Annotated in this window: 14 protein-coding genes; 8 read left to right on the top strand and 6 right to left on the bottom strand. The window is 45.8% G+C overall.

What is annotated here, in order from left to right; translation table 11 throughout:
* Positions 1-184: 184 nt before the first annotated feature.
* Both QTO06_RS22455 and QTO06_RS22450 read right to left on the bottom strand, forming a co-directional pair.
* On the bottom strand, positions 185-3,235 hold the full coding sequence (locus tag QTO06_RS22455) for an efflux RND transporter permease subunit (protein ID WP_331409876.1): 3,051 nt from the start codon (positions 3,233-3,235) through the stop codon (positions 185-187).
* Complete coding sequence (locus tag QTO06_RS22450) at positions 3,235-4,332, bottom strand: efflux RND transporter periplasmic adaptor subunit (RefSeq protein WP_331409875.1); 1,098 nt, start codon at positions 4,330-4,332, stop codon at positions 3,235-3,237. The genes QTO06_RS22455 and QTO06_RS22450 overlap by 1 nt, the downstream gene beginning before the upstream one ends.
* Positions 4,333-4,511: 179 nt before the next feature.
* On the opposite strand from QTO06_RS22450, the gene QTO06_RS22445 reads away from it, so the two are divergent.
* The gene (locus QTO06_RS22445) at positions 4,512-5,117 is read left to right on the top strand and encodes a TetR/AcrR family transcriptional regulator (RefSeq protein WP_020194114.1); all 606 of its coding nucleotides are present in this window, start codon (positions 4,512-4,514) and stop codon (positions 5,115-5,117) included.
* Between the two features lie 20 nt (positions 5,118-5,137).
* Here QTO06_RS22445 and pdxR read toward each other — a convergent pair whose 3' ends face one another.
* On the bottom strand, positions 5,138-6,568 hold the full coding sequence (gene pdxR / locus QTO06_RS22440) for a MocR-like pyridoxine biosynthesis transcription factor PdxR (RefSeq protein ID WP_331409874.1): 1,431 nt from the start codon (positions 6,566-6,568) through the stop codon (positions 5,138-5,140).
* Between the two features lie 100 nt (positions 6,569-6,668).
* Between pdxR and QTO06_RS22435 the strand changes: the two genes are divergently transcribed.
* Entirely contained in the window at positions 6,669-7,325 is a 657-nt protein-coding gene (locus QTO06_RS22435) for a pyridoxamine 5'-phosphate oxidase family protein (protein ID WP_331409873.1), read from the top strand.
* On the opposite strand, the gene QTO06_RS22430 is transcribed toward QTO06_RS22435, so the two are convergent.
* Positions 7,306-8,628 (bottom strand): ATP-binding protein, encoded by a 1,323-nt coding sequence (locus QTO06_RS22430; RefSeq protein ID WP_331409871.1) that lies wholly within the window; start codon positions 8,626-8,628, stop codon positions 7,306-7,308. The two genes, QTO06_RS22435 and QTO06_RS22430, sit on opposite strands and share 20 nt — an antisense overlap.
* A gap of 3 nt (positions 8,629-8,631) precedes the next feature.
* Positions 8,632-9,324, bottom strand: a complete 693-nt coding sequence (locus QTO06_RS22425) for a response regulator transcription factor (RefSeq protein ID WP_331409870.1) — start codon at positions 9,322-9,324, stop codon at positions 8,632-8,634.
* A 369-nt stretch (positions 9,325-9,693) separates the two neighbouring features.
* Between QTO06_RS22425 and QTO06_RS22420 the strand changes: the two genes are divergently transcribed.
* Both QTO06_RS22420 and QTO06_RS22415 read left to right on the top strand, forming a co-directional pair.
* Complete coding sequence (locus tag QTO06_RS22420) at positions 9,694-11,235, top strand: hypothetical protein (RefSeq protein ID WP_331409869.1); 1,542 nt, start codon at positions 9,694-9,696, stop codon at positions 11,233-11,235.
* A 12-nt stretch (positions 11,236-11,247) separates the two neighbouring features.
* On the top strand, positions 11,248-11,937 hold the full coding sequence (locus QTO06_RS22415) for a hypothetical protein (protein ID WP_331409868.1): 690 nt from the start codon (positions 11,248-11,250) through the stop codon (positions 11,935-11,937).
* A gap of 76 nt (positions 11,938-12,013) precedes the next feature.
* Here QTO06_RS22415 and QTO06_RS22410 read toward each other — a convergent pair whose 3' ends face one another.
* Positions 12,014-13,015, bottom strand: coding sequence for an AraC family transcriptional regulator (locus tag QTO06_RS22410; protein ID WP_331409867.1), 1,002 nt, complete (start codon positions 13,013-13,015; stop codon positions 12,014-12,016).
* 107 nt (positions 13,016-13,122) lie between these two features.
* Here QTO06_RS22410 and QTO06_RS22405 point away from each other — a divergent pair, with 107 nt between their 5' ends.
* The 4 genes from QTO06_RS22405 (at position 13,123) to QTO06_RS22390 (ending at position 17,517) form a co-directional block, all read left to right on the top strand.
* Positions 13,123-13,449: an MFS transporter gene (locus tag QTO06_RS22405; protein WP_005433326.1), complete on the top strand. Its 327-nt coding sequence runs from the start codon at positions 13,123-13,125 to the stop codon at positions 13,447-13,449.
* Entirely contained in the window at positions 13,449-14,672 is a 1,224-nt protein-coding gene (locus QTO06_RS22400; protein WP_331409865.1) for an HlyD family secretion protein, read from the top strand. The genes QTO06_RS22405 and QTO06_RS22400 overlap by 1 nt, the downstream gene beginning before the upstream one ends.
* Before the next feature lie 101 nt (positions 14,673-14,773).
* Complete coding sequence (locus tag QTO06_RS22395; protein WP_079401824.1) at positions 14,774-16,096, top strand: ABC1 kinase family protein; 1,323 nt, start codon at positions 14,774-14,776, stop codon at positions 16,094-16,096.
* Positions 16,097-16,170: 74 nt separating this feature from the next.
* Positions 16,171-17,517, top strand: coding sequence for a magnesium transporter (locus QTO06_RS22390; RefSeq protein WP_331409863.1), 1,347 nt, complete (start codon positions 16,171-16,173; stop codon positions 17,515-17,517).
* The last annotated feature ends 763 nt before the right edge of the window (positions 17,518-18,280 follow it).

Below are 18,280 nucleotides of genomic sequence, written 5' to 3'. Positions count from 1 at the left end.
CAACTTGATTGGGTTTATAACTGTTGATGATGTCGAGGGCTTGAGAAACGTGCATAAAAAATCCGATAAACAGGGTCTATCGGATTTTTACATACAGGTAGGATCATTCAACTGATCTGCCGATTAAAGTCTTAACTGATCGGCATTAGAGCCAAATGGCTCCTTTTTGAGTTTTCACTGTAGTTTATGCCGCCTCTATTTTTACGCGGAAGAAAATGGCGTAAAACAGTGGAATGACGACCAAAGTAAGAATCGTGGCAAACAGTAGACCAAACATAATGGTCACCGCCATACTCTTAAAAAATGGGTCAATCAACAACGGGGCTACACCCAAAATAGTCGTGAATGCGCCCAGTAGAACCGGACGGGCACGGCTTAGTGCTGCATCAATGATCGCGGTATATGGTGTTTTACCTTCACGAATTTCAACATCCGCTTGGTCAACCAATACAATCGCGTTTTTCACCATCATACCAATCAAGCTTAAGAAGCCGAGAATGGCCATAAACTCGAACGGTGTTTGGAAGATGATAAGCCCCACGGTGACACCGACAACCGCTAGCGGTGCCGTTAGCCAAATAACCAGTGGCTGACGCAGCGCGTTAAACATAAAAATCACCGAAAGAATCATCGCAGCAAACCCGTATGGTGCTGAGATTACAAGCCCTTCATTGGCATCTTTAGACGCTTTATATTCCCCATACCATTTCAATTCGTACCCTGCTGGCAACTCAATGGCTTCAATTTGAGAACGTACTTGCTTGAATGCATCTGCTGTTAATACACCCGGAGCTGGATCCGCTTGCACCAGAATCGTCGGCATGCGGTCAATTCGACGCAAAATGGCATCTTGGTATACCACATCCACAGAGTTCACTAATTGACTTACCGGAATATAAGCACCGACCGTTGGGCTGAAAACTTCCGTATTTTCAATCGCACGTTGGTGGTTTCGCTCACTTTCTGGCGCACGGACAACGATTGGGATCAAATCATCTCCCTCTCGATACACGCCCACGTTTCGGCCCGTTAAGGTTTGCGCGATGGCCTGATTAATTTCCATCGTTGTCAGCCCGTATCTTTGCGCTTCTTCGGCAGAATATGCCGGGCGAAGTACAGGAACTTGTTGACGCCAATCATCCTGAACCGCTATCAAGTTGCTGTCCGCCAGCATAATGGCTTTCGCTTGCTCTGCCAGTTGACGCAACACCGCACTATCAGGCCCTTTGAAACCAGCTTCTATCTTCTTACCGCCTCCGCGACCAAGCATGAACTTCCACACTTTGATGGACGCATCTGGGTATTTGGCTTCCAACTCACTTTGTAGATCTCCCAGTAATGGAGCGATCTTTGTGTAATCGTCGATATCAATCAGCAGTTGACCGTAACTTGGGTTACGAGCTTCTGGCGCGTAGGTCAGCATGAAACGTAAGCCGCCACCACCAATAAAACTGGTGATGTTCGTAATTCCCTCTTTGGCTTTCACATCTTGCTCAATACTAGCAACCACAGCTTCAGTACGTTTGATATCTGAGCCTTGCGGCAAGTAAACGTCCACAACAAACTGCGGTCGTTGAGATTCCGGCATAAAGCCCGGAGGTACAAACTTCACGCCCCAAATTGCTGCTGTCATCATTCCCAGCAACAGTGCACAACTGATGATGCGGTATTTCAATACCCATGCGAGCAGTGACTTGTAGCTTGCCACGACGCGACTAGGCTTCTTATCTGCATTTGCCGCTTTTACTTTGAGGAAATCGTGACACAGCATTGGTGTTACTGTGACTGCGAATACCCAACTAAGGAGCATTGAGTATAGGATCACCCAAAACAGAGAACCGGCGTATTCCCCCATGTCTGAAGGCGATAAACCAATCGCACTGAATGCACAAATACCAACGACGGTTCCTCCTAACAACGGCCACTTGGTTGCATTGACAACTTCAGACACCACAGCATTGCGATCAGCGTCTGGATCTTGTTGAAAACGAACCAAGATACCGTCGGTCACTACAATCGCATTATCCACCAGCATCCCTAGGGCAATGATCAACGCCCCAAGAGAAATACGCTGCATTGCAATATCTTCAATAAGCATGATGCATAGCGTACCTGCGACCGTTAGTAGAAGAACAAAGCCGATAATAACGCCCGAGCGTACGCCCATAAACAGCAGAAGCACGACGAATACAATGCCAACCGCAGCGATTAAGTTGTCGATAAAGTTCGCTACCGATGCGCGCACAGAATCTGACTGCATCGAAATCACATTCAGCTCCATCCCCAATGGACGCTGACTTTCCAACTCGGCCAAACGTGCTTTAACTGCGTCTCCCATATCCACCACGTTACCGCCGGATACGTTGGAGATACCAAAGCCCACAGCGCGTTCACCGTTAAAACGCATCAACATGGTTGCTGGTGTTTGGTAACCGCGAGTGATGTCTGCAATGTCGCCTAAACGAAGCACAGTATTGTTGTTACCCAGCCCTACTTGTAGGTTTTTCAGGTCGGCAACAGAGTCAATATTGGAACTTGGGATCACAGGAATGCGCATCGCATTGGTTTCGATGCTGCCAGCAACTGTGACTAAGTTTTGCTTTTGCAGAACTTGAAACACTTTCTCAACTGATACACCAAACTCGGCTAAGCGCTCACTAGAGATTTCCACGAAGATGGTTTCTTGCTGTTGTGCCAGCGTCGCTGTTTTCGCTACACCCGGAACAAGTACGATTTCACGGCGTAAACTATCGACATAATCTTGCAATTGCTTATCGCTGAATCCTTCACCAGTAACGGCAAAGAACAAGGCATACACATCCGCAAAGTCATCATTCACAATTGATGGCCCAGCTCCCGGAGGAAGCTGGCGCTGTGCGTCTGTCACTTTGCGGCGAAGTTTATCCCATACTTGCTGCAGCTCTGCGGCGCTGCCTGCAAACTCCAACTTGATCTCGACCGTGACCTCTGACATTCCTTGCATCGAGACGGATTTCACTTCTTTGACTTCTTGCAAAGCCTGAACAGCACCCTCGATAACATCGGTCACTTCATCAGAGACTTCCTGTGCGGTCGCACCAGAGTATGGGGTTGCAATCACCGCCTGACGAATAACAAATTCAGGGTCCTCAAAACGGCCTAGTTTGAGGTAGCTGATGTAACCGCCTAACAGTATCAGAGCAATCAGCACCCAAACACTGGTTCGCTTGGCTATGGTATAACGTGCAATGTCCATCATTGTGCTCCAGCGCGATCATCCGTGTAAGGGCGAACTTCCATGCCCTCTCTCACACTTGATACCCCAGCAATGATCACCTTCTCACCCAACGAAAGGTGTTCCGTGACAATAATGCGATCTTTGCTGAGCGCGCCAATTGCCACATAACGCTTCTGTGCTTTGTTGTCATTACCAACCACCCAGACAAATTGCTTGCCTTGGTTATCAGGGACAATAGACGTCAACGGTAAAGTAATCTGTTGATTCTGTGCTTTACCAGAAGAAGAAACTGGCAACACTTTCACCGCCATGCCCGGTAATACATGGAAACCGTTCAAGTGCTCGAAGCCCAGCACAACCGGATACGTCTGAGACACAGGGTCTGCAACGGTCGCCACTGTGCGCAGCTTTAATGGAAAAGATTGACCTGGAATGGCTGAGATTTCCGCTATCGCTTTGGTCTCCTCTTTGCCAGAGAGCATCACTTTATGTGGAATGTGGATGACCACCTCAAGATCATTAATATTGTGAACAATCAGGATTGGTGCATTTGCTTGGACTTGAATGTAGTTATCAACCAACTTGCGTCCAACCACACCATCAAAAGGAGCAAAGATCTGGGTGTATTCTAGGTGACGTTTCGCATCTTCCACGCGTGTACGAGCAAGGTTATAGCGTGTCGTGATGGTATCTAGGTCAGCCTTTGAAATTGCTTGGCTTTTCTTAAATACAGCTTGAGCTCGCTTGTACTCACGAGACACATTCTCAAACTCTAGTTGCGCTGACACCAATGCGTTTTTTGCATCTCGATCATCTAAGGAAGCAAGCAGTTGCCCCTTGCTTACTTCATCTCCTTCCTTAACGAAAATATTGGTCAGTTTTCCACTTACTCGGAAAGCGAGATCTGCACTATCTGCAGCACGCACGATGCCATTAAAGCTGAGCTCCGTTGCTGACTGGGTACTAACTATCTCGGTAAGTGCAGGCTTAGCAGTAGGGACAACCACTGAAGGATTCGCCTCACTACCACAGCCGCTAAGGTTAATAACGGACATCAACAATGCCGAGGTTACACTCAATTTAAGAACTTTTTGGCCAACTTTTGCTACGACCATAGATACTTCACTCCAAGAGCGTGACCGATAAGCCTACCGGCCAACAGTTATGTGACAACTTTGTAAAAAGGTAAACTTCGGAGTTTATTTTAAGGCCAATTCAATACAGGGTAAACTCAAAAGTTTACCTGTTTGTATCAATTTGTTAGATTGGCTGGAACGCACAAAGGAGAGAGACCATGGCACTCATAGAAGAAAAGCGTTTAGCCATTATTATTGCGGCTAAAGAAGAGTTTATTGAACATGGGTTTACCAAGGCGAATATGGATAGAGTATGCGCGTCTGCAGGGGTATCAAAGCGAACTCTTTATCGTCACTTTAAGAGTAAGGAAGTATTGTTTGAGTCGATACTTGCCATCATCAAATCAAGCGTCGATGAAAAAAATCATTATCCGTTTGATGCACATAAGAGCCTAGCTGAACAACTGACAGCCATAACTCGGAATGAAGTGGAAATTCTTTACAAAACTTATGGAATTCCCTTTACTCGCGTGGTGATGGCTGAGTTTTTGCGCCAACCAGAAATGGCTCAACAAATCATAACAAAGCTGTATCGTTCTCACGTCCTAGCGAAATGGTTTGAGGAAGCACAACAGGCCAATGCAATACAACACATTGATAGTGCTTTGCTTTCTAATACATATTCTAGCCTGTTCAATGGTCTGTTTTTGTGGCCATTCGTATTCAACATGAAACCACTTCCATCCTCAGACGAAATAGAGCAGAAGATCGAACATCTTGTTTTTGTTATCTCAAGCACCTGTGAAGCATCGATTCAACGTTAGTTAAAGTGATACTTCAGCAACTAAAACAACTCAGAAAGCTGTTCAACCAGAGCATCAATCTCACTCAGCGCGACATTGCCGTAGCCTAAGACTGTACCTTGCCAATCTCGCGTTCTAAAATCTGAATGCTCATAAAAACTCATCGGACGCAGCACAATACCTTTTGACTGAGCGCGCTGCGTCCATTCGTGTTCATCAATACCCTGCTGCCACTTTAAAGTAATATGGAGACCAGCAGCCTGACTGATCACCGCAACTCTATTGCCAAAGTGCTTTTCAACCGCCAAACACATCTGCTCATGCTTAGTTTTGTACAGTCGGCGCATTTTGCGGATATGACGTAATAACCCACCTTCAGTAATAAAATCTGCCAACGCTTCTTGCGTGTGCGTAGGTGAATCACCACTTAACGTATCTTTAACCACTAAACATTGCTCTACCAAACGTTCAGGGACCACAAGGTAGCCAAGCCGCAAGCCGTTAAACATCACTTTACTGAAAGAACTCACATACAACACGCGATCATCTCGGCCCATTTGAGCCGCTAGCCCTTGTAAGCTTGTATAGGGGCGATGAGCAAACTGGAATTCGCTGTCATAATCGTCTTCGATGATCCAACGTGACTGTTCAACTGCCCAATTGATGATCTTCCCTCTTTGCTCGGTATTGAGTGTGGTGCCCATCGGATATTGATTGCTTGGGGTGATATACAGCGCATCGGCATCGCTTGTGGTCACCGCTTCCACATCAAAGCCTAGTTTCTCTCGCACGAACAAAGGCTCAAATTGATACTGCTGGAATTGAATCAACTTCCGCATTTGCGCGTAACCCGGTTGCTCCATCAGAACCTTATCACCTTGCTTGAGAACAACCATCGTCGCAATCGACAACGCTTGCTGCGCCCCAGAAGTAATAATGATCCGCTCTGGGGAGCAATTCACTGAGCGGCTTGAGGCAAGGTAGTCAGCTAAAGCACAGCGTAATGTCCAACTGCCCTGAATATCTTGATTCCCCAACAAGCAGGAACGGGAGAGGTGGCGAGCAAGTAACTTTTGCCATTGCGCCATCGGAAACGCTTCCAAATCAGGCACACCCGGTGCAAATGCGCGGTTGATATCAAAGTTGGTTTTCGGTGAAGAGTCCGTCTTGATTGAACTAGGTTCAGGTAGATACTGCTCCGGCAGTTCGACGGCAACATAAAAACCCGAACCTTTCTGACTGTTCAAGTACCCTTCCGCCACAAGCTGTTCGTAGGCTGAAATCACGGTATTCCGACTGAGGTTAAGCTCTTGTGACAGCTTTCGTGTAGAGGGTAATTTTCCATTCTTCGCCCACAACCCTTGAACAATCTTCTCGCGGATCGCAAAAAATAACGCTTGCTGACGCGTTCCATCACTTTCTTTTAAATGCAGGTCACCGATATCAATCAAAGACAAACTGGATCCATCCATTAGTTAAAACTGGCCCTCTTTAAGCTACCAGTTAAACGCTACATTGCAATCAGAGATTGAGGAGCAAGTGCTCGTCCATGTGAGCAAATAAGGAGAGAAAATGTTATCCAATACCAATAGAACGGAAATTAAGAAAGGCGTACATAAAGCCGTCTCTGATGTTAGCAAACTGCACGCCATCATAGATGAAAGCATGATCGCTCATGTTGCAATAACCAACGAGTCTGGCCCTGTAGTTATTCCCATGTTGGCATGGCGTGTCGATGATTACGTGTATATCCATGGTGCCAACAACAGTCGATTGTTACGCTCACTCAAACAAGGATTGCAAACGTGCCTTACCTTTACTTTGTTTGATGGTTGGGTATTGGCTCGAAGTGCGTTTCATCATAGCGCGCATTATCGTAGCGCTGTGGTCTTTGGTCAGTTTGAGATGGTGGATTGTAACCAAGAGAAAGACAGATTACTGAATCACTTTATCGAACAGATCGCTCCGGGGAGAACCGAAGAAGTCCGTTTGAGTAATGAGAAAGAGCTCAAAGCCACCATGCTACTGCGTATTCCACTCACAGAAGCATCCGTGAAAATCAGCAATTTTGGCGTCAATGATGATGCGGAAGACATGGGCATTCCAGTTTGGGCTGGTATCTTACCCTACCGAACCATCGTAGGCCCACTGCAAGCTTGTGACGATTTGTATGAAGGTCTCGCTGAGCCAGATTACCGCAGTGCCTATCCTAATCGTTGGCAGGAATAAGCACAGTAAAACGTGCCCCGCCTAAATGACTCTCGCCGACAGAAAGTTCCCAACCTAATTGCCTCGCTGCACTGGTAGCGATGGCAAGCCCTAAACCAAAACCTTTCACGTCGGCGTTGCGGCTTTTGTCTAAACGAGAGAATGGAACAAACACTTCTTCTCGCATCGCTTCGGGAATACCCGGACCATCGTCTTCGATATCAACAATCCAGAAATGCTCAACCGACCGAATCGTCACCTCAACGCAAGATTCACCGTAACGTTTTGCGTTCTGCAGTAAGTTATCAAGAACAAGATTGCCTAAAGTCGGTTGCAAGTGAATGGATTGATACGCGAGTTCATTTTCTACCGTCAACTTGGCGAAGTCTAAGCCTCGGTAATTCATTCGGCTTTTACACCAAAGCGGCAGTTCAATGGTTTCAACAGAATCACTCAAAGAATGGTTTTTTACGCTCAAACGAGACAGCATGACAATGTCGGACGTTAAATCCGTCACGACATCAACGTAACGTTCAATATCATCATGCAGCTCTGCCTGCATTTCACCGCTGGTGCGCCTTGCTAAATCGGTCGCTAACTGAATTCGGCTGAGCGGAGTGCGTACTTCGTGTGGGATGGCTTGGGTAAAGATGTGCGTCTGGCGCACTCGCCTTTCTATGTCTTCTGACATCTTGTTGAAGCCTTGGGCAAGTTCTTTCACGGGTTGCGAAAATTGCTTTAGATCGACTCGCGTATTCAACTCACCAGATCCAAACTGTTGTTGCGCGGCCGTCAGTTGTCGGATCTGGCGATCAAGGCGACGCACAGGTATATAAACCATGACACCTAAACTGCACACCACAGTAAGTAACAGAGTGAGAACGAAAATGATCTCGGAATCTTCATCCCAATCGATATCTGGACTGAAAAAGTCACGCTTTTCTTTAAAGACCAAACTCTCTGACGTATTAGGAAGCGGGAACACCGCAGCGTAGATGCTCTCATCGATAAAATAAACAGGTACCCCTTGCATACGATAAAGCAACTCGCAATCCAAGCACGGCGGTGAGCCATCCCAGTTTTTCAATAACGTGAGATCGAAGATAAAGAAATCTTGTTTTCCGTTGGCAGTGAGCTTTTTGTACAGTGAATCGGGTGAGCCCCGCTGCTCGATATACTGGTCAACAAAGTAAGCACCGTCACTTAAGAAAATACCTGCTTCTGTTTTACGCATGTACTCGTCGCCCAAAAAAAGGAACAGCGCGACAGTTAACGCGAGGCCAGTCACCAACCCCACATAAAGACGAGTAAACATGGAAAACATGCGCTACTTCCCTGTAAGCATATAGCCACGATTACGCACGGTTTTTATGGTTGCAGTATGGATATGAGCTTTGGAAAACTTTTTCCTGAGCGAGGAGATTCGCATGTCAATGGAACGATCGGTAATGCAATATTCAATGCCTCGGGCGAGACGACAGCACGACTCTCGGGAGACAGGCTTATCGACGTTGAGCATTAGGAGCTCTAGGATCTCAAATTCAGAGTCCGTGAGATCGATGTCTTGTTCCAAGTAGTAAGCTTTGGAACGACGGGTGCAGAGGTCAATACCATATCGACTCAATTCAGTCTCTTCTACAGTATCAACTTGACGGCGATAGCGGCGCAATGCGGCTTCAATGCGAGCGAGCAGAATATTACCTTTGATCGGTTTGGTCAGGTAATCATCAGCCCCAAACTTAAACAAGCTGACTTCACTCATCTCATCATCAGTAGCCGTCAACACAATGATGATCCCATGATAAAACGCCCTAGCCTCTTGGCATATCTCTGCACCATTTTTGCCTGGGAGCATCAAATCCAATAACACCAGATCAGGCTTTAATTCTTTGATAGCGTCGAGTGCATTAAGACCATTGTCGATCACAGTAACTAAGTAACCTTCAGCCTCTAGGTACATTTTGGTTAATCGAGCAATCTCTGAATCATCCTCTACGAGCAAAATTTTATTACCGACCATAATCCATTCACCCTACCTATAAAACAGGAGCAGTATATCGCTCGTTTTGTTCCATGCAACCCGTATAAACCGAGCCTCTAGCGACAGAAAGTGCTTACAAACACTTACAAACCATACATTTATAAAAAAGCGGCCTCTACAACAGCCCCATTAAAGAACAAAAAACCAATTTATAAACACAAGTTAAAATTTAATATTATCAATTAAACCAAATACAAAATATAAAATCACTTTCATTTTAGTTTTGTCGAATTAAAAACCTTACAACAAATCATCAGCAGTAATTATGACTACAATTGCTCATGTAGACAGAAAATACTCTTGCAAATAAATTCCTCAGCGAACCTTCAGCCCGTGAGTATTGCAAAGATGAAATTCGCTCAATTAACGCCTCTGGCTTTACTTTGTACAGTAAGCCTAACTGCCTGCGGTGGTAGTGACTCAAATTCGAAAACCTCGACAACCACACCTCCAATGCCATCAACCCCAACATTGAAAACCGTGACGATCCCCAGCGTCGTTTCCAAAAAGTTTCCAGCCAAGCTGCAAGTGGCTGCTGATGCTGGCTTTACCCACTACCTTGAAGTCTCCCTTTCGCAAGACGGGAACAATGCGTCGTTCCATATTATCGCGATGGATGACGGGGCGAATGATGAAAAAATATTTCGTGCCGCCAAAATCGTTCAGCACCTACTCACAAACCAACCAAATTCGAAGTATGGTACCGACAAATCTAATATCGCAAAGACACTAGCCGAGCGTGATGCAACATTAATGCTGACAGAAAACGACGACCAGAATGACGAAATGCTCACCAAAATTTTCATCAGTGAGTTGCTTCGTCAAGATAAATTGGACGACGCGATTGCAGATTCTGGCTTACCACAATCCTTTGATACCAGCTCATTAGAAAACTTTATTACAACCATGATGGTGCTTAATGAAGACGACATGGACACGCTTATCGAGTCCATTGCATTAACGTTGATGAGCAGCGGGGATACACCAAACTGGTTGATGAACAGCCAATCCTTGATGTACCGCGAACTGACGGTTGAAGGCGATTGTCACTACATGAGTAACTTTGCCGATTACTGTGCAAATCTGGGTGAACATGCCGACCGAGATGCCGCTTTTGAAGAGATTCTACATTTGGTCCAAGCGCAAGGCATTGCTCCTAACGCATCGACTTCCTCATTACAAAAAGCCATTCAAGCGCATGCTTTAAGCATTTATAACGACATCCAATCAGGTAAGCCTACGGTGTGGCGCCCAACCCAGAGTGACTGGGAAGATTGGGAGTCTGACGACTTCGATCCAGAACGCGTTAAGCTAACAGGCCCTTCTTACTCTCACGAATATTTTGCTGCTGCTTTTGAAGCTTACATGGGCGTTGCAAAAGCAAACGGGCATGGTTTAGATGGCTACCAAGCGTTAACACGTGAAGAAATGCAAACCCAAGATCCACAAGCGATTGATTGGATTGGCGGTTTGTTCCATGACTACTTGCAATACACCGCAAGCATCGACTCTGCAGGCGTCAAACTCTACACAGAAAAAACAAATCCAGGCACGGTTCCTACCTTCCGCATGGCACCAAACAAACATGGTTTAGTAGAAGCCTACACCTACAAGTCTCAATGGCTGACAAAAGTGAAGATCGTTGGCGACGACGAGATGAATGTCATCGGTAATGACCAAGACAACACATTTGAAGGCAACCATAAAAACAACAGTATTTATGGTGAGGGAGGCGTCAACACTTACATCGTGCGACACAAACTGGCGGAATGTATCGTTATCAAAGCGAAGAACGTCTCTGTTGAGTGCCCCAATACAGGCATTGACGAGTTGTACGACATTCAGAACATCCAGTTCACCGATCAAACTCTAGATGTAACCAAGCTATAAACAATGAAAAACATGAAGAAACTTACTCTACTCGCTCCTCTATTCCTTGTTGGCTGTGGTGGCCTTGCTGTCATGGATCGTACTGATGCAGTAAAAGCGCAACCAGAAATCTTGGTGAAAACCGACGGCGACTTTTGGGGATTCGGTGCGGATGGCCATTTTGATTTTGCTGGCAAGTACAAAGGCAAATATTCGCGCAGTGCTTCAAACTCAAGCTGGTTCAATCGTATCTCATTCAAAGAAGGGGCAATGGGCGCAGAAGTGACTCGTATAGACAGCGGTGAAACTTGGCTCCTAAACTGCACTGGCGGCGGCATGTCGGTAAACTACATGGGCGTTGATTTTGGTGGCAACGATCCATACACCTGCGACATCACTCAAGATGGTAAGAAAGTCGGTGAATTTGCTATGGAACCGAAATCTGCGCTGATCGACATCAGCCTTGAGAAAAAAGAAACGGGCGTAGTTCGCATTGGCAATACCCATTTCAATGTAGAGACCGTTCACACGAGCCCTGATTCGATGATGGCGGTAGACATTCCATTGGGTTACAGCTTTAAGCAAGGTACGCAAGAGGTTGCGGCAGTGCAGACGAATGGCACAATCGCAGTGCAAATGCTGCCCGAGCTTAACGATAAGCAAAAAGACGTGGTTGCCATTGGCGCTGTGGCTAGTGCACTGAGCTGGCGTCCTGAAGAGTAAGCGTTAACGCTCCCAAAAATTTCAAAGCCCTCATTTGAGGGCTTTTATTTGCTGGCAGCACTGGTCATCACAAAGATTATTTTTCCAATCGAGCCGCGTATTGTTTGGGAGTTAAGCCGCGATGTTTTTTGAACATACGATTAAAACTCGCGACATTGGTATATCCGAGACGCTCCGCAATCTCCTCTATACTGACATGTTTGATCAATAAACCGGCTGCAACGTTACTTAATACATAGCCAGATACCGTAGAGAAATTAAGTCCTAGCTTGTGCAAGCGTCGCTGGAACTGTTGCTCTGAAAGCCCAAGTAAAGATGAGACACGCTCCAATGTCGGCAATCCATAATGGCTACTGTAACTCACTACTTCATAAATCACTTTAAGCTCATCCTCTGGATCGGGCATGTTGAGCAAATCATCCAAATCTGAAAAGCTCATCGCTAAACGGCTGTCTTCACGATGGCTTACTTGACGCGAAGCGAGGCGGACATCTCCTGGGATCCAGATTTCTGTTTTTGGCTGACTCCACTCAACCTCACAGCCAAAGTACTCTTCGTATGGTTTGCCATTTTTCCTAGAACCAGAAATCATCACACGTAATGGCTTGTAATCTTGCCCCAAAAATTCACGCAAAATCTTGGTCATGAATATCGCGCAGCGAATACTGTCATGTACTTTGACCGAAGTTTCCACAAATGGGTTGTGGTAAGTCCATTTGATGATCTTACCTGATTGCTCACCCGCTAAAAAAGCACCTGATTGAAGGTTACTTACGCCATAATTCACGCGTCGAATGGTGCTAGCGAGATCATTACCTGAGTATAACCAACGTCCGACCGGACCAAGCTTTTGCAGCTCAATGCCACGGCTTAAACCTAACACCACATCTGGGTCATCAGTCAGTTGTTCAATACGTCGATACCACTCCGAAACAGCCTTCAAAGGTATCAATGTCATCGGGTTGTGAAACACTGATGCAGGGATGCCAAGCTCTTCGGATCTCAAATTATACTTAGATAACGCGAGGTTATGCATATTTAAAATACCCATCGCGCGAATAAATCGAACCGTTTTCATAACCAATCACATCAAATTTAATCTTCTAATGATTGAATTTGTCACAAACCCTCACCTATTTCAATTCCAGACCACAATACGCCAACAGTTTGATAGAGGAGTGTTTAATGAGTTTACTGAGTGTCCCATTTGTCGGAACAGGCGCAGATACAGCGTTACATGTTGTCGCTGCCGTCGTTTTAATCGCGAGTGTCGCTGGCGCGTGTTACGGCTTTTGGAAAATCCATGAGTTGCCAATTAATAAGGCGCACAGCAAAGACCATCATCAGATAGGGCTCATTACCGCCCTCACCTGGATAGGATTTGTCTGGCACTGGGTATGGGTGCTAGCCGTGATCTTTGCATTCGTTGATATGGAAAAAGCCATCATCAATCTGCGTGATACATGGAAAAGTAAACCGCAAACAGAAACACAGCCACAAGAGGAGGCATAATGTTAGAAGGTTTAGCGGTATGGGCACTCTTCATCTATCTGCTCCGTTTAGTCGGCATGCCTTGGAACAAAGCAACCAAATCGTTCGCTTACCTAGGCGGCTTGGGTTGGTTAATGTTCGTCTGGGTAGGCCTCATCAACTTCACGCCGATGGATCTATCCGGCGGCTCAGTGGTGCAGTCACCACACATCCAGCTGCGTCCGGATTCAACCAATGTGAAAGGCAAAGTTGACCATATTTATATCAAGCCGAATCAACAAATTGAAAAAGGTCAGCTCATTTACGAACTCGACCCAACGCAATACGAAATTGCATTGAATCAAGCGAACGTATCCGCTGATTCTGCTCGCGTCGCATTAGCGACAGCAAAAGGCGACATCGAGATTGAAGAAGCTAACCACGAAGCGCTAGTGCAAGATCTGGAAACATCAAAGAGCCAATTGGAAGCCGCGAAAGTTGACTACAAATTGCAGAAAAAGATGCTGGATCGTTACGTTGAACAAAACCGCGTGGTCCAAAACACCATTACGGCAAGCGACATCGACAAACAATCGAGTGCCGTTGATATGGCACGCCACAACGTGTTAACTCTTGAATCTCAAATCAAGAAGAAACAAGTCGATATCTCACGTGCAAAACTGGCGATTCATAAAGCTGAGCTCGCGGTTGAAACCAAACAGGCTGAACTGCGCCAAGCGGAAGAGCAAATCGCAAAAGCACAATGGGATTTGAACAGCACCAAAGTGCACGCACCAGCAGATGGCTTTGTGACCAACTTTATCCTGCGTGAAGGTCAGCGTGTATCGATGATGCCGCGTATCAACATGTACACTAACGAGAAGTACGTTCTTATGCGAGTAAACCACCAAGCGATTCGTAACATCAAACCAGGTCAACCTGCGGAATTCTCTTCTTCGGTTTACCCTGGCAAGATCTTCTCTGCAACAGTAGAGGGCATTGTTGAAGCGACCGGTGAATCACAAGGCAACCTACTTGGTCTGGATGATTCCGTTCGCGCTACAACCGGTAAGAACTTACAGAACAAACACCACTTTGTTCGCCTTAAGATTGATGAGCCAGAAGGCTACGATATCCCTGTCGGCTCAGTTGGCCTAGCATGGGTCAGCGGCGAGAAACCAATTGGTTTCCTAGCGTTCTTGGATGTGATTCGTGGCATCATCATCCGAATGAAGTCGCAACTGTACTTCTTCTACTCTATCTAAACTCCCAAACCGCCAGTTCCGCTGGCGGTTTTCTTTTCATTTGTATCCAAGCACGTAGTTTTCCCGTATAACAAATAGTTAGTAGATAACGGAGAAAATTCATGTCGGCAAAGGAAAGAAGCCTACCCACCCATCGCATCTCAAGATTCAGCAAGTTCGCTTCCCTTGCAACCCGAGTCGCAGGCAACGTGATTGCTGAAGGCACCAAACAAATCGCTAAAGGCAATAAACCCAAAGCGAAAGACCTGTTGCTAACGCCGCAAAACATTGCGCGTTTAACGGACCAACTGGCTCACTTGCGGGGTGCAGCGATGAAGCTTGGTCAAATGCTCTCTATGGATGCTGGCGATGTTTTGGAACCAGAACTCGCTGATATTCTCTCGCGACTTCGCTCAAACGCAGATCCTATGCCAGCAAAACAACTCAACGGAGTAATGGAAAACGCGCTAGGAACCAATTGGAAAACTGAGTTCCTCTCCTTTAACTTCAAGCCAATAGCCAGCGCTTCCATTGGTCAAGTTCACCAAGCCTACAGTGATGCAGGTGATAACCTCGCGGTGAAAGTGCAGTACCCGGGAGTAAGGAAAAGTATCGACAGTGACGTCGATAACGTGGGGACTCTGCTCAAAGTCGTTGGCTTGATTCCCGAATCTGTTGATTACAAAGGACTATTGGAAGAAGCTAAAAAGCAACTGCATGATGAAGCTGATTACGCACGAGAAGCGCACTTTGCCATTCGTTATCATGACGCTTTGAAGGATCACCCTCATTTTGTCGTGCCGAAAATCCACACCGAGAGCTCTTCCGACGCCGTGCTCGCAATGGAATTTATTGACGGTAGCCCGATTGAACAAATCGAGCATTATGACCAAAGCACACGCGACTTTGTTATGCACAGTTTACTCGAATTGCTGTTCCGAGAACTATTCGAATTCAAAATGGTCCAAACCGATCCCAACTTTGCCAACTACTTGTATATCGAGAACACCCGTCAAATCGGCTTGTTAGATTTCGGTGCGACTCGCGAATACAGCGAACAATTTAGCACTGGTTATCGCCAAGCTTTTGCATCGGTTGTCAACGACGACGAGCAAGGCTTGAACAATGCGCTTGAGCAGATTGGATTTTTCAGCAAGACCATTATGCCTGCGCAGCGCCAAGCGATTCTTGATCTCGTCAAAATGGCGTGTGAACCTATGCTGGTTGATGAGCCTTATGACTTCAAAGCCAGTGGCTTAGCTCAGAAACTCCGCGAGGCCGGCACCATTTTAAGCATGGAACAAGACTACTGGCACACGCCACCAGCAGATGCCCTATTCCTGCACAGAAAAATAGGCGGAATGTACTTGCTGGCAGCTCGCATTGGTGCAAAAGTGAACATTCGCCAATTGGTCTCACCGTACCTACAGATTATTGACGAATAGACTATTGTTTTTCTGCCACTTTCGAGTACCTTGAGCAGCTGCCTATAAGAATAATCTGACTGTCGGGGTGCTCGGTGAGTAAGTTTCAAGACCTCTCCACTCTAATCGAACAAATTGTCCAAGCAGACGAAGCGGATCAAGTTACCGCTTTGAATGATTCTATCGAATGTGGTCTCGAACCCGGTGCCGTGGCACTGATACTCGAGGCTTTCCCTATCGATGAACGTGTACGCTTGTGGCGCGCATTACCTATGGAATTGCACATCGATGTGCTGACTGAAATGCGTGCTGAAGTACGTCTTTCCATCATCGAAGCACTTTCTGAAGTTGAGCTGAAGCTGACCTTAGCCAAGCTGGATAACTTATCGCTGATTGAATGGGCAGACTCACTGCCTGAAGAGTTCATTAATGAAGCGTTAGAGCTGATTGAGAAGGATGAACTCGATCTCTACGACCAAGCAAACGAATATGATGATGAAGAACTCGGTCGATGGGCTGAACGGAAGATCATCACTCTCCCTTTTAATATTACTGTTGGTAAAGCTCGACGCTTGATGGAGCGTTACAGTTACGATACACCGCAGCAAGTGTATCTTATCAACCGTAAAAAGCAGTTTCGTGGCGCAGTGAACTACTATGAAATCTTACGTAGTGAAGCGGACGTTCGTCTCAAAACCCTTGCGATTGATACCGTCACCGTACTCGACAGTAAAATGGAACTGTCTGAAGCCGTAGAGGCACTTGAGCACAGCCCTCTCCCTGCTTTGCCAGTTACCGATGAAGATCAAACCTTGATCGGGGAAGTGGATTGGCAATTCGCACTCAGCACTCAACGTGAAATCTACGAAGCACGTTTGATGGCTGGTACGGGTATGGATGAAGGTGATGACTTGTTCGCGCCAATTCTAAAGAGCTCACAAAAGCGTGGCGTTTGGCTGGGCATTAACTTGCTGACTGCAATTCTAGCATCGGTGACGATTGGCTTGTTTGAAGATGTGATTTCACAAGTGGTCGCTCTTGCTGTTCTGATGCCGATTGTGGCTTCTATGGGGGGTATTGCAGGTAGCCAAACACTGACGCTGATGGTTCGTGCCATGGCATTAAACCAAATTACCCCTGGTAACCGTTTTGCCCTGCTCAAAAATGAATTGGGTATCGGCTCTCTTAACGCTTTGCTTTGGGCGTTGATCATCGGTGGTTTAGCAGGGCTTTGGTTCCAATCTCCTGTATTGGGCGGCACCATCGCTCTCGCGATCATCGTCAATATTGTTACCGCGGCCCTATTTGGTGTGCTGATCCCAATTGTTCTTGATAAGCTCAAACTCGATCCAGCACTTGCGGGCTCGGTGATTCTGACTACGGTAACTGATGTCGTTGGCTTCTTTGCTTTCTTGGGCACGGCGAGCTTAGTAATGTTGTAAAAAGAATCGCTCTAGTTAATTAATTCATCATTAGCATTATAATTACAAATTGCAAACCGCATTTGCAATTTGCAACTCACAGCAAATTTTAGGCAACCTTTATCACAGAAACCGTGTTTTTTCGGTGGTTTTAAAGTTGGCACACTAACTGCATTATCTAGTGTGACCCTTCTTAAGCCGAGGGTCACCTAGCCAACTGACGTTGTTAGTGAACTCGAATTTGTTCACAAATATATAAGCCAATCGCACAAATTGCGGTTGGCTATTTTTTTATCTGGCCCCTTCAAATTCCTTCTCCACATCCTTACTCCCTGTTGAACTAATTTTATTCACTCAATTTACAATCGATTACATGCGATATTTTCTTAAGTTATCTACAACAAATAGCCATCTAAGAAAAATTGAACAGCATAAACACCAAAATAACCATTAAATAAATGACTTTGCGTTCAACTTATGAACAATCGTTACTATCAAGCTCAAAAAAACGTTTGCTAAGCATTATGAAAATCCATTGAATCGCTATTTTATAAACAAACCACAAAAATATGACGAGATAAAAGAAAGCCACCAATGACACCGATTTCATTACACATTACTGGTCAGATTAGCCGTCAAGTTCCAAACTTTTTTATTTTTCTGAAAAACTATAACCACATGTTTTTAAAGGGCTATAAAAAGACAAAGCTAGAGGTAAACGTTTAAGTGACAAAAAACTCATTGACTATGAGATATACATCACCATAATACGCGCCGTTTGCCC

The sequence above is a fragment of the Vibrio sp. M260121 genome (assembly GCF_036533715.1).
In the GTDB taxonomy this organism is placed as follows: Bacteria; Pseudomonadota; Gammaproteobacteria; order Enterobacterales; family Vibrionaceae; genus Vibrio.
The sequence above is the reverse complement of the archived record's forward strand: the minus strand, read 5'-3'. Positions and strand labels throughout refer to the sequence as shown.

What these genes read in the sequence shown, in the direction of transcription:
- QTO06_RS22415 (WP_331409868.1), top strand. Translation starts at nt 11,248, where the DNA reads ATGAAGAAACTTACTCTACTCGCTCCTCTATTCCTTGTTGGCTGTGGT.
- QTO06_RS22445 (WP_020194114.1), top strand. Translation starts at nt 4,512, where the DNA reads ATGGCACTCATAGAAGAAAAGCGTTTAGCCATTATTATTGCGGCTAAA.
- QTO06_RS22430 (WP_331409871.1), bottom strand. Translation starts at nt 8,628, where the DNA reads ATGTTTTCCATGTTTACTCGTCTTTATGTGGGGTTGGTGACTGGCCTC.
- QTO06_RS22405 (WP_005433326.1), top strand. Translation starts at nt 13,123, where the DNA reads ATGAGTTTACTGAGTGTCCCATTTGTCGGAACAGGCGCAGATACAGCG.
- QTO06_RS22455 (WP_331409876.1), bottom strand. Translation starts at nt 3,235, where the DNA reads ATGGACATTGCACGTTATACCATAGCCAAGCGAACCAGTGTTTGGGTG.
- QTO06_RS22400 (WP_331409865.1), top strand. Translation starts at nt 13,449, where the DNA reads ATGTTAGAAGGTTTAGCGGTATGGGCACTCTTCATCTATCTGCTCCGT.
- QTO06_RS22425 (WP_331409870.1), bottom strand. Translation starts at nt 9,324, where the DNA reads ATGGTCGGTAATAAAATTTTGCTCGTAGAGGATGATTCAGAGATTGCT.
- QTO06_RS22420 (WP_331409869.1), top strand. Translation starts at nt 9,694, where the DNA reads ATGAAATTCGCTCAATTAACGCCTCTGGCTTTACTTTGTACAGTAAGC.
- QTO06_RS22395 (WP_079401824.1), top strand. Translation starts at nt 14,774, where the DNA reads ATGTCGGCAAAGGAAAGAAGCCTACCCACCCATCGCATCTCAAGATTC.
- pdxR (WP_331409874.1), bottom strand. Translation starts at nt 6,568, where the DNA reads ATGGATGGATCCAGTTTGTCTTTGATTGATATCGGTGACCTGCATTTA.
- QTO06_RS22450 (WP_331409875.1), bottom strand. Translation starts at nt 4,332, where the DNA reads ATGGTCGTAGCAAAAGTTGGCCAAAAAGTTCTTAAATTGAGTGTAACC.
- QTO06_RS22410 (WP_331409867.1), bottom strand. Translation starts at nt 13,015, where the DNA reads ATGAAAACGGTTCGATTTATTCGCGCGATGGGTATTTTAAATATGCAT.
- QTO06_RS22435 (WP_331409873.1), top strand. Translation starts at nt 6,669, where the DNA reads ATGTTATCCAATACCAATAGAACGGAAATTAAGAAAGGCGTACATAAA.